Source organism: Sporosarcina highlanderae, from assembly GCF_030433715.1.
GTDB lineage: Bacteria > Bacillota > Bacilli > Bacillales_A > Planococcaceae > Sporosarcina > Sporosarcina highlanderae.
Genome location: NZ_JAROCC010000008.1, coordinates 116,817 through 142,271 on the forward strand (window position 1 = coordinate 116,817; position 25,455 = coordinate 142,271).

Consider the following 25,455-nt stretch of genomic DNA (forward strand, 5'->3'; position numbering starts at 1 on the left):
CACATTTATGACAATTCAATAAAATTAATAAATATGCGAAAAGAATCCAATTAACCGTTAATTTTATTGGCTTCCTTATTATTTTTTATGCAATTGTTGTGCATAATCTGAATTGTTTCGTGCACAGGTACCTCAAAAATATTCGAATAAAATATAGAAGATGGATTTTATGTTAGGGGGGGTTTTCCATGGAACGTAGACGATTTAGGAGTCCGAGACTTTGCGTGTTTCCCGGATATAATTGGTGTGGCCCGGGTTGTTCTGGACCGGGGGCTCCGGTAAATGCAGTCGATGCGGCATGCAAAGCGCATGATCTGTGTTATCTTTCGTATAAAAGACGATGTGATTGTGATATAGAATTTCTGGATCGCTTGGAACAATACATTCATTACGATAACTATGAAGGTCGGCACGCGCGAATGCTTTATCGTTATATGCTTGCCCAGACCAGATTTAATTGTTGGCGGAGATAATAACGGATAGTAGTTGGATAAGCTGCCACCGAAATAACCGGTTGCAGCGATAAACAGAAAAGCCCCCAGTCGACAATTCGACCGGGGGTATAGATAACTATTAATTTGTATAAGAAAGGACTGCAGCAGGGAATTTTTTTAGGACTTTAAGAGCTTCAACTTTTGTAGCGAACTCGAACATCCGGTAACTTTTTTGTTCAAAAACAGTGATGACCCACATGATGCATTCTCCTTTTGTTTTGGTTTTGGTTGGCAATTCGCCTTTTCTACTGCCTATGTTACTCCCTTTTCCCCAAAACAAAAGACAAGAAATGCGGTGTTCACAAAACAGTCAAAGGCAAAGCGCTTACATTTGTCAAATTTGTGACTTCATTGTGCAACTTGCACAATGAAGTCAAGACTGCGTTATCCAAAGGCAACATCACTGTTTAACTAACGCTAACGATTGGCCCCTGCTTTCACTTTCCGCAACACTTCTTGTATTTCTTCCCACTACCGCATGGACAAGGGTCGTTGCGTCCAGTTTTAGTCGATTCTCCCGGCAGCGGATGAAGGTAAGGTTTTTCCGAAGGAAATAGTTCGTTAGGAGTGTGACCCCGATTTTCCCAGAGTCGTGTTGTGTTGGCAATTTCCGTCACACATTGTAAATAGGAGTTAACTTGAGCCCTATTATTTAGCTCCAATCTACCTGCAAATGTTTGAAAAACGGATAGGACATTGGAAAAAGGAACGGATAACTCCCCTAATAACTCTTCTATTTCACTATTTATTGTCCGTGCCGGAAAACCATCCTTTACCATCAATTGCCCAAGCACTAACTGTTGCGGAGTCCTTTCAAAATACGTATCCTTGACATAATGAAGCAGCTTGTCCTTTTCCGGAACATAAAACGGCTTCCCTTCTACATTCTTCATTAATCGAACTTCATCCACATAATCCATCGCTTCATGATAAAAATTCCGGCCTTCTACAAGTACATGCCGCCTTTTCAACAATTCAACGGTCGGTAGGTCAGTTACCATTGCCTTCATCATTTCACTCGATATCACTAATTTATTTTGCCCACTATAAATCTCCCTCACTTTTTCATGAGGGACGACTCCATATAAGTTCGTACAAGCAACGATATAATCAAGGATCAGATCCCCGGCTAAAGGCTCTGCTTGCTTTAATTGCTTGGGACCGCGATATTTATCCGACTTCACATTATAATTTTCATGGTCAATTCGATCCCACTCGGTTTTCTTGTACTTTACATATTTCAAGGATTCATTGACTTTTTCGATATCAAAAGGCTTATAGCATTGCGCTTCCGCCCACTCATAGGTTGACAAATAATCAGGATGTTTCGGGTCATGGTAGACGTCCAAAAAGTGTGCATATCCCGGAGGACCCCCGACATCTTCAGGAGGAGCTGCTCCTTCTCCCTCAAGAACGGTCGGATAACCGAAATAATAATCCTCAACAATCCCCTCAAGTTCCACCATGATACGCCAGTCATCCCCCGAATCATATCGATACAAGATTTGCCTATTCCCCTCCAAATACGTATCGATTTTCAAATGGGAAGGGCGTTTAAGCTTCAAGCCATTGAACTCTTTCTTATATTCTTCATGTGTATAAGGATTATTTGTAATGAAAAGTCCATCCACTTCTATATCGAAATAATGATATGGCTCATCCATATACCTGCTTTGAAAGTTCGTGACGTATTGAATCATTTCATGCAGTCGATTAAATGTCGCCCCAGCGGGAAGGATCACCCTTCTCCAGATCAGCGGGTCGATATCCTCAAATGTCAGTTTTACAATAAATGCTTTCATCGTTGCACCTCAGCTTTACACAAATTCATCTTACCGGTAGTATCTATACTAATTCTTCACCTAAGAAATATCCAGCCTACACGTCATGTAAAAGAAAGCCAACCGTTTAATACACGATTGACTCCCCATCCGATAGTATTCAATTGTAGCGAAATGACTTCCCTATCACTGCTTCTTCGACAACCATAGGGAAGTCACTTCATCTTCTATTGAGGAGAAGATTAATAGTCGGTACCCGCCAAATGTATAATATTCAATATATTCGTTGTTAATATCATCGAACACTTTTTTATCCGATTCCCCCAAAAGTGCTCTCAGCTCATCTGTCGAATTGGTCAATGCCATTTTCGAAACAACTATGAATGAAACATCCTGCGTCCCTTCATTATAAAAGTACGTAAAGCCACCCGGGAATTCATAGTAAGGACCGCCCTCATAGTAATCGTGGCCAACCCAGTCATTTCTTTCCTGCAGCAACTTGTGGATTGGTTGCCCAAGTTGCACATTCTGATCGATAAACATGCCTTCCGACAATAAAGCCTTAGATTGGTCTGTAAAAGTGAATTGTGGAAAAGCAAGGTAGAAATGCTGATATTTATGCCACTTGCCCACTAAATATCCTCCTGATGCCAACCCGAATTCCTCTTGATCGGTATAGGATCTTTCAAAGTGGAAAGCAAAACTCATTTTTTCAGGATGCCATTTCCATGTTGTAAACGTCCATCCGGGAACAGCATCCGCCGTGTCTTCCAAATCCAAATACATTTGCAAATAACTGTCTTCGATTGCCCGAAATGTTGGATGCGAGGCCTCAACTTCACCTTTGCCTGCAAATTGAATCTCCTTCAATTTTTCACCATCATAAGCCCATGATCTAATTAAATTCAGATTTGGTCTATCCTGACGGGCCAAGCTAAAAATAGTGTACTCCCCCAACGTGTACGTACCAAGCGATTCTTCCGGATTCGTCAATAACCCGTTAATCTGTAATTGCAGCTCAGCTTCCTTCGCGCCATCCCCTGCCAAAAACACAGCGTATGACCCTTCATCAGATGCATGCTCCTTACCAGTAATGGAAGCCATTGATTCAGTTGAAATCAAATAAACATCTCCAACTGCTTCACCCGAGCGAACCGTAGTAGTGGCAACCGCATGCTCCTTCGCCGCTTCAATCGAAATGAATACACTACCTTCTTCATCCACATCAACTTCCGGCTCCGAAACTTCCTCATCTATATCCTCAATCTCAGGTTGCGGAATCGGTGCTTTCCCACTACAACCCGCAACGATTATAGTAATCAAAACCAAGCCCACTTTTCCCCGCAAACCCCGAAATGCAAATAAGCTAATTCCTAAAAGCGTAAGTACTGAAACGATAATGATTTGATCCAACGGTCATGCTCCTTTCATCCGCAAAGGTACCATTACTGTTTAACCAACATTCTAAGTCCCAAAAACAACGCCCATGCCTCATCTTCTCCATCAAAAAAGAAGCGTATCGGTTTTTCAGTAGACTCAATGACGAGAGTAGATTCATCACTTGCGCAAAGAGTAAAAGTTTCATTCCCAATCGTAGCCATAGCTGTAGGACCATCCAAAGAAATTTCCACTTCGGCCCCTTCACCTGAACGATACGTTCCAACCATTCGTTTGAGTTGGTCAATTTTCATTTCAAATTCCGGTTCCACACTTCTTTTTTGATCAATCGGAAGATCTAACAAAGTATTGACCGCGGCAAGCCAAATGGCGTCTGCACTTATATTACTCAAATTCGTCAACACGGCAACTACAATTCCCCGTTTAGGAATGAACCCGAAATTGGATGAAACGCCCGGTTGCCCGCCGCCATGTTCGACTAACGAAACACCCAAGTAATCAGGAGTGATTTTAAGGGCGTATCCATAAAAGCTTTTTCCGCTAACATAGTGTACAGGAGTAGTCATTCTCACAATGGACTCATCGGCTATTATATTCTTCTCCGGACCAACATACTTCTCTCCATACTTCAGTAAATCCAATACTGTCGAGCGAACGCCGCCACCAACAGCATAATTCCCTAAGGTCGGCCAAGGGCATGATTTCGGTTTACCATCTTCCAACACGTATGGAACCGTTACATTGTCAAATCCCTGCAACTCCTGAAGGTCGTATGTAGTCCTCTCCATCCCTAATGGCTCGATAACCAACTTTGTAATAAAATCCTGATACTTCTCTCCGGTCACCCGCTCAATAATGGCCCCTAATAATAAAAACAGATCGTTGTTATAGCAAATAAACTCACCCGGCTTGCCTAAATAGGTATGATCCGTCTCATTCAAATATCGTAAATGTTCTTCAAAACCATTCAACTGCTCCAAGCGCTCCATCGTTCCAATCCCGGTCGTATGCGATAAAAGATGATGAATCGTTATGTCATCAACAAAATCACAACCTTTCAACCGGAAATCAGGAAGGTACTTGGTCACGGGATCCTCAAGTTGCACCTTACCATCCTCAATTAATTTCATAATGGCAAGTGCAGTAAACGACTTAGTAATCGAAGCAATGCCAAAAATCGTCTCCGGAGTGACAGGTTCGCCCGTTTCCAAATCCCTCGTCCCAAAGCCTTTTTGATAAATGACTTTCCCATTCTCTGAAACCGCAACAGCGACTCCGGGAATCTTTTCAGATTTCATTACTTTATTTACATACTTCTCAAATCCATCCCATTGACGCAATTTCATTCTCCTTTCATTTGAATTAATTTTCTGACCACTCGTATATAATTTATTCTAACACCTTATCGCCACGTATAATAGACTTAAAACGTTCCCAGATTTTTTTAATAAACGTAAAAGCCGATAGCAGATGCCATCAGCTTCTTCCTAAATCTCTTTTATATAATTGCCTTTAGCTTTGTGTATTATGATGTATAGTCTTTTTAATCATTACAAAATAGAACCCTCTCTACAAAAGAAAGGGTTCATTATCTATATATTCTTTACATAAACAGGCTGTGAATAATTGAAAAAGCAATAGGAGAAAGGAAATTAAACATACCATGAGATATCCACGCAGCTAAAAATCCGTACCTTATAAAAAACAGGCTAGGTATTACACCTCCTACGAAATAAGGAGGGAAGCTTAATAAGTCAGGCCCATGTAATAATGAAAAAAACGAGTTGGTAACTATTATCCAAAAAATGATGGCAATCGGTTTTAATTTAATTAATCGTTTAAATTTACTAATTGAAAAATTTAATATCTCAATAAATCCCGCAATCAAAAAGAATCGAAAAATAAATTCTTCATTAAAGGGTCCAATTATTGTCGCACCAATTGTTAAACCAATTTCAGTAACACCTTCTACAGTCGTTACTTGTTTTGATCCTATACCAATAGCTTCCGAACCCAACCAATATGGAGTATACATGTAAATGTACACTAAAAAAGATTGTATTATTGCAACTAAGATAGGATAACATATAGTTTTATAAGTTTCTTCTTTTTTAAAAATGAACCACAATACAAACTTTTTTCTCATTCGGGGTAATAAAATTAATAATGTAATAAAATACAAAAAAGGTAAAGTGAATATATTATTGGCATCATCACTCGTTAGACCAAGTTGAAAGAATATATCTACTAATGTATAAACTCCTATAAATAAAAAAGACAAAACAAATCTAAATAAAAACCTTGAAAAAGCCACACTTGTCCCCCTCTTTGTTCAACATATTCAAAGAGGGAAAAAAATATGAATTGGCTTACTGTTGTTATTTAGAAGAATGAAAAATACTGTTTTTCAGAATACAGGGACACCAATTCATATGTGAATTGTGTCCCTGAACTCTGTGTTTCTTTATATTTTCTCCCATTCAACCGAACTAGTTACTTTACGTATATACTCTTTCTTTTTCATCGCTGTTCACCATCGATTTAAGTATAGAAAGGAAAATGATGAAAATGATTCCCACAACAGCAGCAACAGCTAGGTTAAGTACTAAAATTCCAAATGTCTTTATTACGGAATTAAATAAAACAAAAGTAATTAGTAAAGATAAAATCCCTTTCCATGCACCCATGAGTTTCGTATTCTCTTCTTGAAAGATTGATAACACAAGCTGCCTTAGTATATAGCCAAATAGTAATGTTGCAATTAATAATAACAGCAACGGGAAAGCAAGGTTCCATCCTACACTATACGTTGCCTCTGTAATTTCATACGGCTTATCTATTACACTTAGGAAGATTGCAGCAAATGATGATGTAATTTGTCCTAACACTTCAGATGTTAATTCACCGGCGGCCCTTCCCTGTAACGGTATAGTTAAATAGTCAGCCCACATATGAAAGCCTAAAGCAACCAGGATTGCCCCAAACATTAAACCATATTTCCTATCACTCAAATACTTTCCTCCCATTTTATTTTTTCAATTGCACCATTGTATTCCACCTTCAATAAATTTAGGACGATGTAATTACCATATTTCTAAGTGTATTTAAGTTGTTTAGACAGAGAATCGTTAAAAGCAAAACACATCTTACTTCAGTAACCTAATTATTTTTGCATGCACTACGTTCTATTGGGGAATAATAAAGTGAAAATGAAGTTGATTGGAGAGAAAAAACATGACGCAAACTCATAATATTCGGATAGAGAGGAACACCACAGCTACTTTGTCGCTTATTTTTGCACTGATTGGATTTATTTTTGGCATTGTACCTGTTATTGGTGTTTTGTTGATGCCTGTATGGATTCTTGCCTTTATTCTTGGAATCGTTGGCTTATTTAAACGGTATTTACGAATCCAGGCGATTATCGGTATTTGTATTTCGCTATTTTCGTTTTACTACCATTTTTCGCTTTTACCCGGTTTTTTAATTTAATGAAAAAAATATTAGGAGGTCATTTTTTTGGCAAGCTTTTTAGGATCACCTCGAAATAAAGTATTTATTGTTGGTCTGATGGCCTCGTTACTCTTGGCTGTCTTCCTTTTCATTAAGCCTAACAACTCGTCGGTTGAAACGGTGCAAGCAGAAAATACGACCTTCTCCTCTGAAGTGTTACATTTCGATGATATATTGATTCAACTTCTTAATTCATCGCATAATGAGACGGAGCATACTTTTCATTTCAGTATAGAAAACATCAATCATAAAGAGATTTCAATTAGCAATACTTCGTTTTCAATTAGAAACAATGGAAATACCTATTCAAGCGAACGTGTGCAGCTAACTGATCATAAACTGAATCCCGGTATGAGCACCTCAGTAATTGTAACTTTTAAGATGAATGAAAATGACTTAATGGAAGGCAACCCAGTAATGGCAGTAAAGCGAGGGTTTCTATTTAACACTACTATCCAAGAATTCAAATTGGATGACGGGCGTTAAAAGCGGACAAAATGTAGTATGTCATACAACGGGAAGGCAAACCATTTGATTGCCGTTCCCGTTTTTATAAATAATCCCTTTTATTAAGTACACGATTGGAGAGGTTCATGATTTCAGGTTTATCAACCTAATATAAAAGTACACTTTTCACAGTGTCCTCTCATAGGTCTCAATCCCAAGTCTTGCATTATACGTATACCCTATATTCTCGATGATTTCTTTTACTGTTTTCACACCAATTTGCGAATAGGCCCGATTTAATGTCAACGTATTATTCGTTGCATATTCGGGCCATTCTTTCCGCGTTGAATAGGGTGTATTCACGAAATAATAGGCTTCGATTTTGCCGATCCTCTCATAGTCAGTTCGACGAATCAATGGCCTTAGATAGCCCATTTGTTCAATTAACTTTTTCGCCTCGTATTTCTGGCCAGCAGTTTCAAAAGACATTTTGGCAGTAAAGATTTTATCGCCACGCGAATTCCATAGCTCGGTCGGACGATAAATATGGATGTTTAGATCATGGAAGGTGACAAGTTTTTTCTCAACAATTTTCTTTTCCGCCGTGATTTTGTCGTAATTATACTTGACGCCAAGCAGCTGCAAAATTTCAATCGTTGCACTTGGCCCGCTACCACTGTATCCGCAGGTTGCACCATTTAACCAAATTTCCCGTTCACTTTCTTCATTCCTCAAGATTAACGTATAGTTTCTAAATTGAATTTCCCTTTTCCCTTCATCCAAATAAACATCGGGAACATTTCGATAGATTACCGGTATATCTTCATCGTTAAAATATACTTCAAAACTCGACACTTCATCCAATAAATCCAAATTCGATTTAATAAACTTTACTGTGCTATGTGGATCAGCACTATACCGAATGATTTCCATGTTATATATTCCTCCCTTTAGATTGCTCTAAAGAAAGGTATGATGGAATGGTATGTAAATAGCACTTAGTATGCTCAGGACACGCCCAGTGCCAAAGCCGCCCTAATCCACCAACCCTGATCCCTCTAACAACTGGCGATACATTCTCTCCTGCTCCTCCAAAAATCTCTTCGCCTCACTACTTCCTTTATAAAATGACTCCCATTTGTATTTCCTTATCAACTTCCTCCACGCCTCGGTTTCAGTCATCTTTTTTATCGTTTGATTCCAATAAGCAATTTCTTCTTCAGTCATATCTGGGGGCCCCATAATGCCTCTCCAATGCGGGAATACCATGTCGACGCCTTGCTCTTTCCAAGTGGCAACATCCTCTAATCCTTCAAGACGTTCGTCCGATGTGACAGCTATGACTTTGAACTGATGCGTCTGATGTTCATCAATAAATTCAGAAACGGAGGAAATCGCTACGTCTATTTGCCCGTAAAGTAACTGGTCTACGATGTCTCCGCCGCTATCATACACTAAAAAATTCAACTTCAATACATCAACTCCGAAGGCTTTGGCAGCTTGTAAAAAAGATAGATGATCATTGTTTGCAAGACCTGGTGCGACAGCAATTTTTAAGGACGACGGGTCTTCTTTCAACTGTTCCAACAATTCTTTCGCATCTTGAAATGGAGAATTATTTGGCACTGCAACAGCAATCCATTCTGTTGTCAGAATTGCGAGAGGCGTAAAATCCCGAAACTGCAATTTACTTTGTCCAACGAGATGATTTGTCAACAGGAGACTTGAATTGAAAGCAATATGGTGACCATCTTGATTGGACAAGTGTTGCCAACCAACTTCTCCGCTGCCTCCCGGCTTATTCACAACGTGAATGTCCTGTTCCACTAATTTTTCCTCTATCAAGATTTGTCGGACTGCATGTGCTGCGGTATCCCATCCACCGCCGGCCGATGCCGGAGCGATAATTTCGATCGCTACCGTTGGGAAATCCTGATCACCTATGTCAGCTTTGCTTCCGGCGGAACATGCCGGCAATAGCAGTATGAAACCAATTAAAAACGAGCGAATGACTTTTTTCATCGAACTTTCCCCACTTTCAAGTTAAAAATTGAGCACCCCTATAAGGATGCTCAAACCATAAAGTATTTCCTTTCGGGGCGGCCGACAATTCCATATTCCAACTCCGCTTTCATTTTGCCTATCGACACAAGATACTCCATATACCTTCGTGCGGTTGTTCTTGAAACACCAATCTGTTCGCCGATTTCTTCAACGGTCGTGCCCTCTGAAAAATTCTTCATTGTTTCTATGACCTTCGAAAGTGTCAGCGCATTGATCCCTTTCGGCAATTCCTCTTGTTGCGGTGTTTCGAAGGAGGGCTTGCTGAATAATTGGTCAACTAATGATTGTTCGACTGGATTGTCTGATTCAAGTATTGACTTCCTCTTTTTAAATTGCTCAATGACCTCTTGCAACTTCTGCAACTGCAATGGTTTAATCAGATAATAAAAGGCACCTGCTTTGACACTTCTTTCAAGGATTTCCATATCTTTTGCAGCCGTGATCATGATGAAACTAAGATCAGGGTATGTCTTTTTCAGTTCAACAACCAAGTCGATCCCCAACTGATCGGGCATGTATATGTCAACAAGCAGAAGATCGATTTTTTCCTTTTGAAAATACCCGTGAACTTCCTCTGCCCGTAATGCCTTCCCTACGACCCGAATGCCTTCAATACTTTCCAAAAATTGTTGATGGATCTCCGCAATTCGATAATCGTCTTCTACGATTAAAACATTTAACATTCGTATCACCTTTCAACTCTTTCGGTTTTTGGGATGAAAACTGTAAAGATGGTTCCGCTTTCATTGCTCGACCATTGAATATCCCCACCGAGATTTTGAATCGCACTTTTTACATTCGATAGACCGTATCCGTGGTCTGCCTTGCCCTTCGTAGAAAAACCTTGTGTGAAAATCTTATCTGCAACATCCGGGAGAATTCCCTTGCCGTTATCCGATACTTCAAAAATAATGTCCTCGCCAATATCCAAGGCAAAGAAATTCACCTCGCCATTCGGTTGGTCAATGACCTGGTCAAAGGCGTTGTCTATCAGATTGCCGATTATAATCGTTAATAATCCAGTTCCGATGAATGATGGAAGTTCTGCGATACTGCTATTTTCATCAATGTTAAAAATGATTTTGTTTTCCGATGCTTTTCCAATTTTTCCAAATAAAATCGCTTGGACGTTTGGATCTTTGATATTTTCCAATATAAAGGTGTTCGTATGTTGGGTAATATCGATTTCTTCTTGTATCATTTTGACCGCTTCGTTGTACTTATGCAGTTGCAATAAAGCCGAGATGACGTAAAGTTTATTCATATATTCATGCGTTTGGGCCCGTAGGTCATCCGAGTACTTCGTCACTTCGAACAATGTATTGACGAGTTCATTCATTTCCGTCTTATCTTTGAATGTAATGACTGTCCCGGAAGTGGCGATCTTTTGTAACGGTACAATCGTCATGATTAACGTTTTTTGATTGATCGTTATCTCGAAGGATAAAGGCTTATTTGAAATATCTATTAGGTCAGAGTCTTGTAAAGTCGGAAAAATGGACTGTATGGGTTTTCCTTTATAATCGCTTGTTATGTTCAAAATCTTTCTTGCTGCCGTGTTGATGATCTTTATTTTCCCTTCACCATCAGTGGCAATAAGTCCCTCCGAAATTGAAGCAAGAACTGCATGTCGTTCCATGTAGAAATTTGCAATTTCCTGTGGTTCCATTCCAAAAGTATCTTTGCGGATTTGACGCGCAAGCCAAATGCTTAGTAGAATCCCGATTACAAAAATAGAAAGGGAGAACAGAGCCAATTTTTTTGTGCGATCAATAACGGTATTTTGTAGGTCTTTCACCAAGTATCCAACCCTAGCAATACCTACTATTTGCCGATCCACGTAAATCGGTGAAATTGCAACAACGGCAGAGCCGATAATATCATCAGACATCACATTATAGTTACCACCGAAAACAAGCGCTTTCGTCTCATCCCTTATTGGGTGAATTTCACCAACTTCCTCTGATGACGGGTGAGCAAGGACTGTTCCTTCCCGATCCTTAATGACAATAAACGCCGCTTCCGACTGGGTCATATAGTAATCGACGAGAGGCTTCAGTTCATCGGTGTTCCCTTCCGCCATCGCCCGCTGAATGGAATCCATTTGCGATAGGATTTTCGTTGTTTGTAATCCCTTTTCCTCTGCATTTTGGAATACCCGTTTATAATCTGTATATATAAAAAGACTTAACATCAAGAAGACCATTAAAAAGACAAGGAAAACTACTACTATTAAAATCTTTCTTTGCAAAGATCCTTTAAACATTTTTTCACCAATTTCTGTCTTGAAGTTACAACTCTATTATACCAACATCGGATGAGTCTTGTATTCAATTATCTCAAGTTTTCAATAACAAGCTGAAGGATAATCGCTACCGTTACAACCCGAAGGATTGGTTTAACATATTTTGGGTTCAACTTTTGAGCGATCCGCACACCTACTTGTGCCCCTGTCACTGAACCAAGAAGCAGGGCAATTGTCATCGGCCAAATGATCATTCCCGTTGAGATATAACTGATAGAAGCCCCAAAGCAACTTGCAAATGTAGCAAGTCGCACGTACCCGACTGCCCGGATGTAGGCAACATTCAAATATCCAAATAAATAAAGCATTAATGTCCCTTGGCCAGGACCGAATACTCCGTCATAGATTCCAATTCCATAAAGGCCGGGAACGCTTATTTTCGAGAAACGGAGCGGTTCATTCCCACTAAAATTCCCCTTTGATAAAAACGAAGTGATGAATGCAAAGATGAGTAAACAAATTGCTACCCAATACAGGTTTTTCGCAGACATCTGTGAAGCAATATATCCACCGCTAATTCCTCCAGCAAGACTTACAGGGATAATCCAGAACGATTCTTTGAATGAAATCTCTTTCCTTCTGAGTAATACGTAAAAACTGGAAAATGCACTGACAGTATTCGATACTTTATTCGCTCCGATGGCCGAATGGATCGGGAGTCCCATTAACAGCATTGAAGGTAGACTGATCAGACCGCCTCCCCCTGCAAGTGTGCCTAAAGTTGTAGCGACGATCCCAATGAAAAAAATAAGAACATATTCCATTGCATTAACCCCTCTATTCCCCAAATTATGTATTGACTTCTTCTTGATTTTTACGCGGTTTCATAATAAACGCCCCACCTATTAAAAAGGCGCCACTCACGTAAAAGACGGACACAACACCAATCCATCCGCCGACTGCGCCAAAAAGCACTGGTGCGATGAATTGGGAAAGGCGATTAGTCATCAAACGAATACCTAACACTTCGCCGGTTCGTGATTTTGGTGAAGCATTGTAAGTCGTCGTCATGGAGATCGGTTGTCCACATCCTAAGCCAAACCCCATCAGACAACTGAAAACGAAAAAGAGAATAACATTATGCGAGATTGAAAAACATAGAAAGGAAGCGCCCGCAAGTAAAATGGAAGTAAATAAAACGACTTCCCGACCCATCACTTGTAGTAATTTAGGCAAGACAAAACGGATCGTCATCATAGCTAATCCCTGAATCGATAGAATCCAACCAATTGTCGTGGTCGAGAGTCCGATATCCGTTCCGTAAAGCGGGAAATACGCTACAAAAATGTCTTTCGAATAAAGCACAAGCGCACTTGAAAATAATGCCTTTTGAATCAGTGGATCCTTTACCAACTGCAACGAGGCACCAAAACTCACTTTTTCAGTAGGCTGTTCTTTGATCGTGACGGGTATGAAAATAGCAAAAACGATTAATAGAATACTAATGATCATCGACACAAGAAAACCGGCGGAGTAAGAGATATGATCGGCTAAATAGCCACCCATGACAGGACCAACCAACGCACCGCCCGCGACAGCCAACGCAAACATACTAAAATAATAATCCCGGGTTTCTTTCGTCGCGTCATTCCCAAGGACATTTTGCAACGATAACGCAATAAAAACATTGGACGTTCCAACAAGGATTTGACTCACATATAACGACCAAATCGATTCAAATAAATAAGGGAACAACATTCCGAGAGCCATTCCGATTAAACCGAAAATGACAGGAAGACGGTCACCAATCGTATCGGCGATCTTTCCCGCCTGGATGGCGATTAATAATGGCAGTGCGGCAAAAGATGCCGTCAATAATCCGATTTCGAGCATCGAAGCATTCATTTCATAGGCAGATAATGTGAGTAGTGGTCGGGTTGCATTGATCACGATTTGAAAACCTAACACGATGATTAACACATTTCGTAAAACCATAGGTACTCGCCTCTTCTTCATCCCGGAATTAAAGCTATGTCCAGTCTAATTTTCTAAAGTCCTTAATCCAATACGCAAGCTGAAAAAAATTAGTAAAAAGACCCCTTTCCCCAACCGTTGAAGGAGTCTTTTTCCGTTTATTTATCATATAGATGACAGGCAATGTGATGGCCATTCGCAATTTCTTTCTTCATCGGGACTTCCATTTTACATCGATCCATTGCAAAAGGACACCGGGTGTGGAACACACAGCCCGAAGGAGGATTCATCGGAGATGGTAATTCACCTTCAAGGATGATCCGTTCCTTTTTCGCGCCCGATTTTGGAACAGGTACTGCCGATAAAAGCGCCTGTGTATAAGGATGCAACGGGTTGGCAAACAGTTCATCCGTAGGTGCTTCTTCCACTAATTTCCCAAGGTACATGACACCGATCCGATCGGAAACATGTCGAATGACACTCATATCATGTGAGATGAAAAGATAACTTAAATCGAAATCACTCTGTAAAGTTTTCAGCAAGTTCAAGATTTGTGATTGAATTGATACGTCCAATGCCGAAACAGGCTCATCCATGATCAATAATTTCGGATTCAAGATAAGCGCACGCGCAAGCCCGATCCGTTGCCGTTGCCCACCCGAAAACTCATGTGGATAACGGAAATAATGTTCAAGTTGCAAACCGACTTTACTTAAGATTTCCATGACGATTTCCGTTCGCTCTTTCGGCGTTCCGATGTTATGGATGACTAACGGCTCTTCAAGTGTCTTTCCAATCCGTTTTCTTGGATTCAATGAAGAATAGGGATCCTGGAAAACCATTTGAATATCCTGACGCACTTTGCGCAACTCTTGTCCCGAAAGTTTGAAAATATCCTTTCCATTATAGATGGCTTCGCCTTCCGTCGGCTCGATTAATTTCAACAATGTACGCCCTGTTGTACTTTTCCCGCAGCCGGATTCCCCAACAAGGCCATACGTTTCACCTTTCAGGATGGAAAACGAAACGTCATTCACCGCTTGGACATAAGTCTGTTCTTTGTTGAATTGTAAAAGGCTTTTTTTCACAGGAAAGAATTTCTTCACATTTTTAATTTCCAAAAGGGTTTCTTTGCTTTCGATCTTTTGTTCATTGCTGGATTCAAGAGTAAGTGTGGACATCTGCGATTCCCTCCTGATTCTTAAGGATTTTTTCAAAATGCCAGCATTTCACTTTTTGTGTAGCAGTGTATTCCGTGACAGGAGGTGCAGACGCAACGCATTTTTCATCCGCAAATGGACAACGCGCCGCAAAACGGCATCCTTTCGGCACGCGTGTCAACGGCGGCACTGTTCCTTCTATTGTATGTAGCATCGCGGACCGGTCCCCGTCTAATTGAGGAATCGATTTTATAAGCCCCTGTGTATAAGGATGTAAAGGTCTATCGAATAATTCCTCAATACTAGCTTCCTCCACGATCTCCCCTAAGTACATGACAACGACCCGTGAACAGAGATCAGCTACGACACCAAGATCATGCGTGATGAAGATGATGCCCATATCCAGTTCTTCGTTCAGATTGTTCATCAGGTCCAGGATTTGAGCTTGGATTGTAACGTCAAGTGCGGTTGTAGGCTCATCTGCGATCAACAGCTTCGGACGGCAAGCAAGCGCCACTGCGATCATCGCACGCTGTCTCATCCCGCCGGAAAGATTATGCGGATATTCCTTCGCTCTTTTCTCAGGCGATGGAATCCCGACAAGTCGTAATAGTTCAATTGCTTTTTCTTCCGCTTCTTTTTTACTTGCATTTTGATGCAAAATGATAGACTCTGCAATTTGGCGACCGACTGTGTGCACAGGATTTAGTGTACTGAGAGGATCTTGGAAGATCATCGAGATGTCATTTCCTCTAACTTTATTAATCTGTCTTTTATTGAGTTTAAGAAGATTTCTGCCGTTAAAGTTGATTTCCCCTTCGTATTCGACTGTCCCTTCTTCGAAAAGGCGTAGGATCGTTTGGGACATTACGCTTTTCCCACAACCCGATTCACCTACGACGCCGACGATTTCCCCTTTTTTGACGTTGAACGATACTCCGTTAACAGCCGTCACATGGCCTGTTTCCGTATAAAAGTGGGTTTTGAGGTTCTTAATATCCAAAAGTACATCTGACATTACGCAACTTCCTCCTTCCCTTTTACTGCCTTGGAACGCTTTTTCGTAACCTTTTTATAATGCGGATCCATGATATCCCGTAGCCCGTCTCCCATTGAGTTCAACCCGATAACAGCAATGATAATCAAAAGCCCCGGGAATACAGTCATCCACCAAGCATTGAAGATGACCAGCTTTCCGTCATATAAAATATTCCCCCAACTTGGTGCCGGCGCAGGAATCCCCGCTCCAAGGAAACTCAACGCGGCTTCCGTAATAATTGAATCGGCAAAAATGAAAGTCGCCTGTACGATTAGCGGTGACAATACGTTTGGTGCAACATGCAGCCAAATTATACGAGTTGAACTTGCGCCTTGCGCTTTCATTGCCTCAATATACGTCTGTTCACGAACGACAAGTGCAGCCGATCGAACAATACGTGCGACGTATGGTGTGAAAACAATACTCAATGCGATGATAACGTTTTCAACTTTCGGACCTAAAGCTGCCATTAGAGCGATTGCCAAAAGAATTCCAGGAATAGCCATCAAACCATCGCAGATCCGCATTAAAATCTGGTCCAACCGTTTATAATAACTGGCGTATAAACCGATGGCGAGACCAATTATGGACGTGATGATTGCGATCGACAAACCAACACTAATAGAAGCCCTTGCACCATATACAATTCGTGTAAGCAAGTCCCTTCCGAAATTATCCGTTCCTAATAAATGATCCGCATTTGGTGCTTGAAGCCTGTTGTTCACTTCGAGATCCAACGGACCATAGCTTGTCAAATAAGGACCGACAAAGCTTAAAAGCATTAAAAATATGACAATTACTAATCCAATTACCATTGAATAATTGGAAAAGAAACGTTTTTTCAGTAGCTGCTGTTGCTCTTTCTTCAATTTCTTTCTTGCCTCTGACAGCGTTAACGTGCTCCCTATGTTCTCCATACTATTCCTCCTTACCGCTTAACAATAGATCCACTGTCTATTTTTCTTCCAATCGAACACGAGGATCAATGACTCCATAAAGGATATCAATGACCAGGTTCAGCATGACATAAACGAATGTTACAAATAGAACAATCCCTTGGATGACCGTATAATCACGTCTTGCAACTGAATTGATGATCAATGAACCGATGCCTGGGATATTGAAAATTGTTTCCGTTACAACAGCCCCTGTCACCAATCCACCGAATGTGATACCGATAACTGTCAAGATTGGAAGGAAAGCGTTCTGCAATGCATGGCCGTAAATGATTCGTCTTTCGACTACCCCTTTTGCCCTTGCCATTTTGATATAATTTGTGTTCAATACTTCTAACATGGAGGATCTTGTCATCCTTGCAATCAAAGCTGCTTGGATGGATCCCAACGAAATGGCTGGCATGATTAGATATTTAATATGATTCCATAATCCACTATCCAACGGCCGGTATCCTGCGACTGGCAACCATTGTAATTTCACTCCGATAAGTAATACTAAAAACAATGCTAACAGGAAACTCGGGATTGCCATTCCAAGTAACGAGAACCCCATAACTGTTTGGTCTGTAGCTGTCCCTCTTTTAATTGCAGCGATGATTCCAAGTGGAATAGCGATAAGCAAGGCGACAATCTCCGCTAAGATCGCGAGCGATAATGTCGGTCCGATGTGACTCATAATCGCGTCATTCACCGACATATTCATATGGTAAGAAGAGCCAAGATCCCCGATTGCAGCCTTTTTAACCCAATTGAAATATTGCACATGGATCGGCTGGTCCAATCCAAGCTGCTTCTTCGCATCCGCAATTTGTTCAGGAGTCGCTTCCTCCCCTAACATATAAGTCGTCGGATCTCCAGGCGTAAGATGGATGATTGAAAAAATAACAATAGAAACAATAAATAATACTGGTATCAGCGAAAATAAACGCTTAATAATGTATGACCACATGCGTGTTTACCTCCTTCAAGCATAAAAATAAAAAATAACGCCATGTTTACAAAAACATGCTAAACCTGGCGTTATTTTAACCCTTCAATTACTTGGAATTTGAAACGTTCCAGAAAATAAGTCCATCAATATCTTCCAATTGAGATAGTGATGTACGACCTGCGAAAAGCATATCTCCGTCACCCATTTTGATAGCAGGTTTATACTCTAAGAAGAACGCTTGTAGTTCGTCATAGTATTTACGTGCTTCATCAAGAGATGGTGCTGTACGGATCTTAGCTGTAATTGGAGCTAACTTCTCGCTATTTGTCCAACCCACATAGTCCGGTCTTGACCAAACAAGGGATGTTGGCTCAACTTTACCTTTATTAGTAATGATTGTGATATCGAATGCAGATGGATCATTACGGCGTTCTGAGAACGTCGGCCAGTCATACACTTCAAGCTTCACGTTTACGCCAGCTTTTTTCAATTGCTCTTGAACAACGATTGAAGCGTTGTACATATGGTCATAATCACGGGAAGTCATCAGGCGGATTTCTTCGCCTTTATAACCAGCTTCAGCAAATAATTTTTTAGCAAGTTCTGCATCTTGTTTGCCATATTCATCTTTACCAAGATCGCTATACCATTGTGCTTCTTGGTTCGCTAACATGACATGGTGATTCGTTTTGTAGAATTCCGGGTTAACAAATGCCGCTTTCAAAACGTCTTCTTTCTTTACTGCTGCGTTTACCGCATCACGTGCAACCTGATTTGCGAAAAGGCCTTCTTTTTTATTGAAATAAAGCAATAATAGTTCACGAGGAACACTTTTCAGTACAACGTCTTTGTTCGCTTTCAACTGATCCACGTTATCGATTGGCATCTCCATACCAGCGTCGTATTCCCCTGATAGAAGTCCGGCAACACGTGTAGAAGAATCCGGAACAAAAACAATGTAAAGATCATCTACTAATGCTTCACGTTTCCCAGCAAGGCCGTCCCCCGGCTCATCACGGTGGGAATAGTCTTCAAATTTCGTCATGTGAATATGTTGGTTTTGTTTCCAGTCCTTGAATTTGAATGGGCCAGTACCGATATATTCAGTAACTTTTTCCTTCTCTTCCTTACCTTCAAGAACAGAAGCAGGCATGATGGATGGTGATTCACCGCCTGAATATGATAAAACAAGTGTTGCTGTTGAAGTTGGTTGAGCCATTTCAAGTAGGACAGTGTACTCATCCACTTCAGAGAAGTTTGCACCTTTGAAAGTCTCTTTACCTGAGCTCGAAACGTGGATCCATCGGTTCATCGATGCAACAACGTCTTTTGCTTTCAGTTCTTCGCCGTTATGGAATTTAACACCCTTACGCAATTTAAATTCAATTGTCTTACCATCTTCTTTATATGATTCTGCAAGCATTGGTTGAATTCCGCCTTTAGAGTCAAACGTCAAAAGAGTTTCAAAAATATTTCTTGCAATATTTGAAGAAATTGTTGTTGTATTTACATGCGTGTCCAATGTTGGCGGCTCAGAAGGCACTGCAACCCTCAATTCTCCCCCTGATGTCGTTCCTTTTTTCGTCGTATCCGCCCCAGCCTTGTCATCCTTCGAACAACCTGCAAGTGCAAGTAATAGGACGCCTAAAAATATGGCATACTTAATGAACTTCATTCCAATTCCCCCTGTTTTTTCAGTAATTAAACCCAAACAAAAAATAGGTCCCTAATGACAGCGGTTACATATCAATAAAACCATCTTTTGTATACTTCGAAATTTACCATAAGTTAAACTGACATAATAGATTGACTACTTAAAATGAATTAAAACATTTGAATACATTTTGTTCATTAAAACCACTGAATCTTTTAATCCATCAACTGCCGTACTACTCTCTGCATAATACCGCCATGTTGATAGGTTTCCACATCCACTATATTATCGAGGCGGACAATGACTTCGAAGGTGAGAACGGTTCCGTCCTCTCGCTCGGCTTTCATTTTGATCTTTTCACCCGGCTGGATTTGATAGGATAAGCCGACTGTACTGAAGACTTCCCTCCCGGTTATCCCGAGTGTTTGCGCATTTTCATGAGGAATGAATTGGAGCGGTAAAACACCCATCCCGACTAAGTTACTCCGATGGATTCGTTCAAAGCTTTCCGCAAGGACCATTTTGACTCCTAAGAGCTGAACGCCTTTAGCAGCCCAATCCCTTGAACTCCCTGTCCCATATTCTTTTCCGGCGATAATCAAAAGAGGTGTCTCATCCTGTTTATATTTCGTGGATGCTTCATAAATGGACAGTATTTCGCCGGTTGGAAAATAATTTGTCACACCTCCCTCCGAGCCCGGTACAAGCTTATTTCGAATACGAAGATTAGCCATCGCTCCACGGACCATAACATGGTGATTCCCGCGACGTGAAGGATAGGAATTAAAATCTTGCGGCTTTACGCCCATTTCTTTTAAATATTCACCGGCCATGCTTTTCGCAGTTATGATACCAGACGGTGAAAGATGATCAGTTGTCACCGAGTCACCAAAAAACGCCAATACCCTTGCCCTTTCAAAGTCTTTAATCGGTGTTGGAGTTTGGTTCAAGTCCTGCAAAAACGGTGGTTGCTGAACGTATGTGGAAGAAGCGTCCCATTCATATAATTGACCTTTGGGTATACTAATCTTGTTCCAACTGTCATTGGCGTCGTATACATCTTGATAGCGATTTTTAAAGAGTTCAGGACGGATCACATCTGCAATCCACTTTTGAACTTCAGCGGATGTTGGCCAAATATCGCGTAAAAATACGGGTTCATTTTGTGAGTTCATTCCAATCGGTTCATTCGCGAAGTCAATATCCACAGTTCCCGCAAGCGCATAGGCAACAACAAGTGGCGGCGATGCAAGGTAATTCGCCTTGATCTCCGGATGGACGCGCCCTTCAAAATTCCGATTTCCAGATAGGACACTTGCTACAGTCAAATCATGTTCTTCAATAGCTTGGCTGATTTCTGTCGGAAGTGGACCTGAATTTCCAATGCAAGTTGCGCAGCCATACCCCGCAACATGGAATCCTAATTTCTCTAAGTACGTTAACAGTCCCGATCCTCTTAAATAATCCGTCACGACACGCGATCCTGGCGTCAATGAACTTTTAACATAGTTGGGCTTTTCCAATCCTTTTTCCACTGCGTTTTTTGCAAGGAGTCCAGCCATCATTAGCACAGTCGGATTTGATGTATTTGTACAACTTGTAATTGCAGCAAGAACAACTGATCCGTGCGTAATATTGTTTTTGTTTTTCCCAAGCTGTTCTTCAGTTAGTCCATAGCCTCCTTCTGAAACGGGTTGACGAATGATTGTTTGATACGCCTGTTTCATATCCGTCAAACTGATTCGATCTTGAGGACGTTTCGGCCCTGCAAGGGAAGTTGTGATTGTCGATAAATCCAATTCGATCATTTCCGGATAATAAGAAGCCTCACTATTCTCTTCCATGAACATTCCTTGGGCTTTGTAATAGGTTTCGATTAACTTGAGGTGCACCTCACTTCGCCCAATTTGACGCAAATACTTGATCGTTTCCCGGTCAACCGGAAAGAACCCCATTGTCGCGCCATATTCGGGAGCCATATTGGCTACAGCCGCCCTGTCAGCAACACTCATCGAGTGGACACCTGGTCCAAAGAACTCTACAAACTTCCCGACGACGCCATGCGTTCGAAGTAGATTCGTTATCGTTAATGCCAAATCGGTAGCGGTTACTCCTTCCTGAAGTGCCCCGGTTAATCGTACAGCTAAAACCTCCGGAACAACGAAATACAAAGGCTGTCCCAACATGGCGGCTTCCGCTTCGATTCCGCCCACTCCCCATGCCACAATTCCAAGACCATTAATCATCGTCGTATGCGAATCCGTTCCAACGAGAGAATCCGGAAACAAAACGGTTCGGCCATCCACCTCTTCTTCAGTGACCACCGACGATAAATACTCCATATTGATTTGATGCATAATTCCTGTCGCGGGTGGAACGACATGTAAATTTTCGAATGCATGCTGAGCCCACCGAAGAAAACGGAACCGTTCCATATTTCGTTCCATATTCAATTTCTCATTCATTTCCATCGCCTCAGGGCTTCCATGATAGTCAACGGCAACTGAATGGTCGACAACAAGGTCCACCGGGATTAACGGATTTACTTTTGAAGCATCCCCTCCCTTTTCGGTAATCGTCTCCCGCATTGCCGCAAGGTCCACAATCGCTGGCAGACCCGTCGTGTCATGCAATAGAATGCGGGCTGGCATAAATGGAACTTCTTCATTTTTATTGCGCTCAGCCGTCCAGTTCGCAAGTTTCCTAATATGTTCCTTCGTTATGGCGCTTCCGTCATATTTACGAATCGCCGCCTCAAGCAAGACTTTTATTGAATAAGGTAACTTCTTTATATTTCCGTGTGTCGCCATTGATTCAATTGGGTAATAATGAAATTCCTTGCCGTTTATCTGTAATGTTGAAGTCGTGTACACATTGTTGTCCTCCTAATGAGTGTTCTTTATTAAGAGTAATGCAGTTTTGATCTTACGAAAAATAGCGTTCTTTCATTGTTGATTATGCTCTTTTTGAATGGGACTTTCAGAATAAACTTCCTTATGATATATTGATTGAAACTTCAATCAGTTGGAGGGATTAATGTGGATGAGAGGGATTGGCTTATTATTCATACGCTTTACCAGGAAAAAAACATTACGAATACAGGAAAAGCTATGTTTATTTCACAGCCGACACTAACAAAGCGGTTACAGCAAATTGAAACGAAATTAGGTGCGAAAATTGTAGATCGCGGTGTCAAAGGAGTACAATTCACACCTGAAGGCGAGTATTTGGCGAAGCGGGCAACGGAACTTTTGGACACATTCCGTGAGATAAAAGAGGATGTCGATAACTTTAACCACTATATCGCCGGTACATTGCGCCTCGGCGTCTCCAATTTCATCAGTAAATACCTACTTCCCAATTGGCTTGCCGATTTTGAAAAACAGTTTCCAGACGTTGAATTTCAAGTAGAAACCGGTTATAGCAAACAAATCAACCAACTCGCTTTTAATCAAGACATACATATCGGATTTATTAGAGGCAATTACAATTGGCCAGGTGAAAAGGAATTACTATTTGAAGAATCGCTCTGCATCGCTTCGATTCACCCAATCGATTTAGAGAACCTACCAAACTTGCCAAGAATCGATTACCAAACCGACACACTTTACAAGCATTTAACCGATAATTGGTGGGCAGAACGCTACTCCCAACCGCCACTTGTAAAAGTCACAGTCGACCGCGGAGATACTTGTAAGGAAATGGTTTTGAGCGGTCTTGGGTATGCAATCTTGCCGTCTCTTTTTTTAATGGATACTCCACATGTGTATCAATCACCCTTGCAAACAAAGGATGGTCATCCCCTTACGCAAAAAACATGGATGATCTATCACAAAGAATCTGAAAAGCTTAATGTGGTGAAGGCATTTGTAGACTTTATAAAGAGGGCGCCTTTTGTCTAACCTGCGCCCTATTTTTGTGCATTAAAAAAGACAGGCTTTTCAGGCCCATCCCATTGGTCATGATAAAAACTCATCTAAATACGCAATGACCTTTTCCCTATCCCCGGACACATTCGCCGCCCTTTTTTGATCCTTATCTTCTTTGTCGAGCGCCTTTATCAATACTTCATCTTCCATTGAACGTGGAACAACTACGACACCATCCGCATCCCCCACAATTAGATCGCCGGGTTGAACTGAGACACCTCCACAGGAAATTGGTACGTTTATAGCCCCATCACCTGCTTTTCCGCTTGCCGCAACAGTAGTTCCCTTGCAGAATACAGGAAAATCAAGATGTTTAGCCCCAACTATATCGCGAATGACCCCATCTATAACAACCCCTTGAATACCAAGCGTCTGCGCCAGTCCAAGGATGAAATCACCCGCAATCGCCCGATACGTATCCCCCTTCGCATCGATGACAAGCACATCCCCTTGATGCGCCTCGCGAATCGCTTTCAGCACAACAAGATTATCACCGACCGGCATCTGGACAGTAAAAGCACGACCGACAATTTTATATTCTTCTTTTAATGGCTTAATCGAGGCATCAAGATTGGTTAGGCCATTTAACGCGTCGGAAATGCTTGTTGTTGGGATTTTTTGAAACTGATCTATTATGTTCATGTTCCCGCCTCCTTGAAATAGGTATACAAATATCGTATCAAGTGTGCTGGTATGTGGGAAATAGGGTTTATTTATGGTTAGTGATGCTTTATTTGAATAGTGCATTTTAAAAATGGTTAGGATACGTTGCTATAAAATAATCCTTCGCCGCGGTTGATACAAAAAAGAGAGCCCCTCTTTGGAAGCTTCCCGCATCCAATCCAAAAATAAAAAGACCCTACAGAAATCAATGTGACTCTGTAGGGCCCCTATATTAGTCCAAAATAAATTTCACTTTAAGAGTTGCAATATCTCAGTTGAGATTTCATTCGCTTTTTTCATCATAGCTTGGGCGGCTTGTAAGATAGTTTGATTACTTGTAAGTTCCGTGACTTCCTTAGCAATATCCACATCCCGTAGACGTGATTCGGCAGCGATTAAATTCTCTTGATAGTTTTTCACGCTTGAGCCTATATGCTCAAGAACATTTTCATAAGCTCCAAATTTGGACCGTTCGGAAGAGACTTGATTTATAGCTTTGTCCACTTTTGTAATTAATGACTCGGAGTCTGCACGTGTTTTCACTAAAAAAGGATCTAATCCAAGGTTATCAGCTGTTGCATCCGTCAGTTGAATCTTAAACTGATGTCCTGCATTAGGACCAACTTGGATAATGAATTCTTCATTTTTACCATTCAATAATTTCTTGTTTTGGAATGCGGTCGACATCGCGAGGTCGTCTATCCCTTCTAAAATCCCATTGACTTCTATTTGGATAAATTCACGATCCGTGTCAGACACAGTATCGCTGGCGGCTTGCACAGTCAGTTCCCGTAATCGCATCAAATTGGGATCGGATATTAGACCAAGCCCTCCATCGGCAACTCGAATTAGAGATATACCGACGTCAATATTTTTGGCTGCTTCCTCAAGCCCCCTGATTTGTCCACGCATCTTTTCAGATATAGCTAACCCGGATGCATCGTCGCCCGCAGTATTAATTCTCTGTCCGGACGATAATTTATTGAGTGACTTTGTTATTGAATTATTAGTAAGCTGTTGATTCCTATAATTGTTGAGATTAGATATATTGTGGTTTATTCTCATTTTCCCCATTCCCATTCCCTTGTTTTTCTATTTTCCTAATACGTATAGCATACTACTTACTACCTGTATTGTAATAATACCATTGAAAAAATATTATAAATAGTATCCTTATACCTAACAAATAATAAAAAAAAGAGATACC

23 protein-coding genes are annotated in these 25,455 nt (G+C 41.0%); 4 read left to right on the forward strand and 19 right to left on the reverse strand.

Annotated features, from left to right (window positions below; translation table 11 throughout):
* Positions 1-188: 188 nt before the first annotated feature.
* On the forward strand, positions 189-473 hold the full coding sequence (locus P5G49_RS11435) for a phospholipase (RefSeq protein ID WP_301243911.1): 285 nt from the start codon (positions 189-191) through the stop codon (positions 471-473).
* Between the two features lie 458 nt (positions 474-931).
* On the opposite strand, the gene P5G49_RS11440 is transcribed toward P5G49_RS11435, so the two are convergent.
* The 5 genes from P5G49_RS11440 to P5G49_RS11460 all read right to left on the reverse strand — a co-directional run bounded on the left by P5G49_RS11440 (position 932) and on the right by P5G49_RS11460 (position 6,684).
* Entirely contained in the window at positions 932-2,296 is a 1,365-nt protein-coding gene (locus tag P5G49_RS11440) for a plasmid pRiA4b ORF-3 family protein (protein WP_301243913.1), read from the reverse strand.
* Positions 2,297-2,461: 165 nt separating this feature from the next.
* Positions 2,462-3,688, reverse strand: a complete 1,227-nt coding sequence (locus P5G49_RS11445) for a hypothetical protein (protein WP_301243915.1) — start codon at positions 3,686-3,688, stop codon at positions 2,462-2,464.
* Positions 3,689-3,720: 32 nt separating this feature from the next.
* Complete coding sequence (locus P5G49_RS11450) at positions 3,721-5,019, reverse strand: serine hydrolase domain-containing protein (RefSeq protein ID WP_301243917.1); 1,299 nt, start codon at positions 5,017-5,019, stop codon at positions 3,721-3,723.
* A 257-nt stretch (positions 5,020-5,276) separates the two neighbouring features.
* Positions 5,277-5,987, reverse strand: coding sequence for a CPBP family intramembrane glutamic endopeptidase (locus tag P5G49_RS11455; RefSeq protein WP_301243918.1), 711 nt, complete (start codon positions 5,985-5,987; stop codon positions 5,277-5,279).
* 184 nt (positions 5,988-6,171) lie between these two features.
* Positions 6,172-6,684 carry a hypothetical protein gene (locus tag P5G49_RS11460; RefSeq protein ID WP_301243919.1) on the reverse strand — a complete coding sequence of 171 codons (513 nt, stop codon included), beginning with the start codon at positions 6,682-6,684 and terminating at the stop codon, positions 6,172-6,174.
* 223 nt (positions 6,685-6,907) lie between these two features.
* Here P5G49_RS11460 and P5G49_RS11465 point away from each other — a divergent pair, with 223 nt between their 5' ends.
* Complete coding sequence (locus P5G49_RS11465; RefSeq protein WP_301243920.1) at positions 6,908-7,165, forward strand: hypothetical protein; 258 nt, start codon at positions 6,908-6,910, stop codon at positions 7,163-7,165.
* Between the two features lie 27 nt (positions 7,166-7,192).
* A complete protein-coding gene (locus tag P5G49_RS11470; RefSeq protein WP_301243921.1) occupies positions 7,193-7,672 on the forward strand; it encodes a hypothetical protein in 480 nt (159 codons plus the stop codon).
* A 147-nt stretch (positions 7,673-7,819) separates the two neighbouring features.
* On the opposite strand, the gene P5G49_RS11475 is transcribed toward P5G49_RS11470, so the two are convergent.
* From P5G49_RS11475 to acnA, 12 genes are all read right to left on the reverse strand, one after another.
* A complete protein-coding gene (locus P5G49_RS11475; protein ID WP_301243923.1) occupies positions 7,820-8,566 on the reverse strand; it encodes a hypothetical protein in 747 nt (248 codons plus the stop codon).
* A 102-nt stretch (positions 8,567-8,668) separates the two neighbouring features.
* Entirely contained in the window at positions 8,669-9,655 is a 987-nt protein-coding gene (locus tag P5G49_RS11480; RefSeq protein ID WP_301243925.1) for a tripartite tricarboxylate transporter substrate binding protein, read from the reverse strand.
* A 50-nt stretch (positions 9,656-9,705) separates the two neighbouring features.
* On the reverse strand, positions 9,706-10,380 hold the full coding sequence (locus tag P5G49_RS11485; protein WP_301243927.1) for a response regulator: 675 nt from the start codon (positions 10,378-10,380) through the stop codon (positions 9,706-9,708).
* Between the two features lie 5 nt (positions 10,381-10,385).
* Positions 10,386-11,963, reverse strand: a complete 1,578-nt coding sequence (locus tag P5G49_RS11490; protein WP_301243929.1) for a sensor histidine kinase — start codon at positions 11,961-11,963, stop codon at positions 10,386-10,388.
* Between the two features lie 68 nt (positions 11,964-12,031).
* On the reverse strand, positions 12,032-12,766 hold the full coding sequence (locus P5G49_RS11495; RefSeq protein WP_301243930.1) for a sulfite exporter TauE/SafE family protein: 735 nt from the start codon (positions 12,764-12,766) through the stop codon (positions 12,032-12,034).
* A 25-nt stretch (positions 12,767-12,791) separates the two neighbouring features.
* The gene (locus P5G49_RS11500; RefSeq protein WP_301243932.1) at positions 12,792-13,937 is read right to left on the reverse strand and encodes an MFS transporter; all 1,146 of its coding nucleotides are present in this window, start codon (positions 13,935-13,937) and stop codon (positions 12,792-12,794) included.
* 137 nt (positions 13,938-14,074) lie between these two features.
* A complete protein-coding gene (locus tag P5G49_RS11505) occupies positions 14,075-15,097 on the reverse strand; it encodes an ABC transporter ATP-binding protein (RefSeq protein WP_301243934.1) in 1,023 nt (340 codons plus the stop codon).
* On the reverse strand, positions 15,078-16,094 hold the full coding sequence (locus P5G49_RS11510; RefSeq protein ID WP_301243936.1) for an ABC transporter ATP-binding protein: 1,017 nt from the start codon (positions 16,092-16,094) through the stop codon (positions 15,078-15,080). Before P5G49_RS11510 ends, P5G49_RS11505 begins: the two co-directional genes overlap by 20 nt.
* Positions 16,094-17,032: an ABC transporter permease gene (locus P5G49_RS11515; protein WP_301243938.1), complete on the reverse strand. Its 939-nt coding sequence runs from the start codon at positions 17,030-17,032 to the stop codon at positions 16,094-16,096. Before P5G49_RS11515 ends, P5G49_RS11510 begins: the two co-directional genes overlap by 1 nt.
* A 37-nt stretch (positions 17,033-17,069) precedes the next feature.
* Positions 17,070-18,020 carry an ABC transporter permease gene (locus tag P5G49_RS11520; RefSeq protein ID WP_301243940.1) on the reverse strand — a complete coding sequence of 317 codons (951 nt, stop codon included), beginning with the start codon at positions 18,018-18,020 and terminating at the stop codon, positions 17,070-17,072.
* Positions 18,021-18,108: 88 nt separating this feature from the next.
* Positions 18,109-19,677, reverse strand: coding sequence for an ABC transporter substrate-binding protein (locus P5G49_RS11525; RefSeq protein WP_301243942.1), 1,569 nt, complete (start codon positions 19,675-19,677; stop codon positions 18,109-18,111).
* Positions 19,678-19,871: 194 nt separating this feature from the next.
* Entirely contained in the window at positions 19,872-22,529 is a 2,658-nt protein-coding gene (gene acnA / locus P5G49_RS11530) for an aconitate hydratase AcnA (protein WP_301243944.1), read from the reverse strand.
* A gap of 165 nt (positions 22,530-22,694) precedes the next feature.
* Here acnA and P5G49_RS11535 point away from each other — a divergent pair, with 165 nt between their 5' ends.
* Positions 22,695-23,558, forward strand: a complete 864-nt coding sequence (locus P5G49_RS11535) for a LysR family transcriptional regulator (RefSeq protein ID WP_301243946.1) — start codon at positions 22,695-22,697, stop codon at positions 23,556-23,558.
* 57 nt (positions 23,559-23,615) lie between these two features.
* Here the strand turns inward: P5G49_RS11535 and P5G49_RS11540 are convergent, their stop codons facing one another.
* Complete coding sequence (locus tag P5G49_RS11540) at positions 23,616-24,227, reverse strand: RraA family protein (RefSeq protein ID WP_301243948.1); 612 nt, start codon at positions 24,225-24,227, stop codon at positions 23,616-23,618.
* A 270-nt stretch (positions 24,228-24,497) separates the two neighbouring features.
* On the reverse strand, positions 24,498-25,322 hold the full coding sequence (locus tag P5G49_RS11545; RefSeq protein WP_301243950.1) for a flagellin N-terminal helical domain-containing protein: 825 nt from the start codon (positions 25,320-25,322) through the stop codon (positions 24,498-24,500).
* Positions 25,323-25,455: the final 133 nt, after the last annotated feature.

What these genes read in the sequence shown, in the direction of transcription:
- P5G49_RS11435 (WP_301243911.1), top strand. Translation starts at nt 189, where the DNA reads ATGGAACGTAGACGATTTAGGAGTCCGAGACTTTGCGTGTTTCCCGGA.
- P5G49_RS11475 (WP_301243923.1), bottom strand. Translation starts at nt 8,566, where the DNA reads ATGGAAATCATTCGGTATAGTGCTGATCCACATAGCACAGTAAAGTTT.
- P5G49_RS11490 (WP_301243929.1), bottom strand. Translation starts at nt 11,963, where the DNA reads ATGTTTAAAGGATCTTTGCAAAGAAAGATTTTAATAGTAGTAGTTTTC.
- P5G49_RS11480 (WP_301243925.1), bottom strand. Translation starts at nt 9,655, where the DNA reads ATGAAAAAAGTCATTCGCTCGTTTTTAATTGGTTTCATACTGCTATTG.
- P5G49_RS11510 (WP_301243936.1), bottom strand. Translation starts at nt 16,094, where the DNA reads ATGTCAGATGTACTTTTGGATATTAAGAACCTCAAAACCCACTTTTAT.
- P5G49_RS11485 (WP_301243927.1), bottom strand. Translation starts at nt 10,380, where the DNA reads ATGTTAAATGTTTTAATCGTAGAAGACGATTATCGAATTGCGGAGATC.
- P5G49_RS11540 (WP_301243948.1), bottom strand. Translation starts at nt 24,227, where the DNA reads ATGAACATAATAGATCAGTTTCAAAAAATCCCAACAACAAGCATTTCC.
- P5G49_RS11525 (WP_301243942.1), bottom strand. Translation starts at nt 19,677, where the DNA reads ATGAAGTTCATTAAGTATGCCATATTTTTAGGCGTCCTATTACTTGCA.
- P5G49_RS11545 (WP_301243950.1), bottom strand. Translation starts at nt 25,322, where the DNA reads ATGGGGAAAATGAGAATAAACCACAATATATCTAATCTCAACAATTAT.
- P5G49_RS11440 (WP_301243913.1), bottom strand. Translation starts at nt 2,296, where the DNA reads ATGAAAGCATTTATTGTAAAACTGACATTTGAGGATATCGACCCGCTG.
- P5G49_RS11465 (WP_301243920.1), top strand. Translation starts at nt 6,908, where the DNA reads ATGACGCAAACTCATAATATTCGGATAGAGAGGAACACCACAGCTACT.
- P5G49_RS11500 (WP_301243932.1), bottom strand. Translation starts at nt 13,937, where the DNA reads ATGGTTTTACGAAATGTGTTAATCATCGTGTTAGGTTTTCAAATCGTG.
- P5G49_RS11495 (WP_301243930.1), bottom strand. Translation starts at nt 12,766, where the DNA reads ATGGAATATGTTCTTATTTTTTTCATTGGGATCGTCGCTACAACTTTA.
- P5G49_RS11520 (WP_301243940.1), bottom strand. Translation starts at nt 18,020, where the DNA reads ATGTGGTCATACATTATTAAGCGTTTATTTTCGCTGATACCAGTATTA.
- P5G49_RS11450 (WP_301243917.1), bottom strand. Translation starts at nt 5,019, where the DNA reads ATGAAATTGCGTCAATGGGATGGATTTGAGAAGTATGTAAATAAAGTA.
- P5G49_RS11515 (WP_301243938.1), bottom strand. Translation starts at nt 17,032, where the DNA reads ATGGAGAACATAGGGAGCACGTTAACGCTGTCAGAGGCAAGAAAGAAA.
- P5G49_RS11505 (WP_301243934.1), bottom strand. Translation starts at nt 15,097, where the DNA reads ATGTCCACACTTACTCTTGAATCCAGCAATGAACAAAAGATCGAAAGC.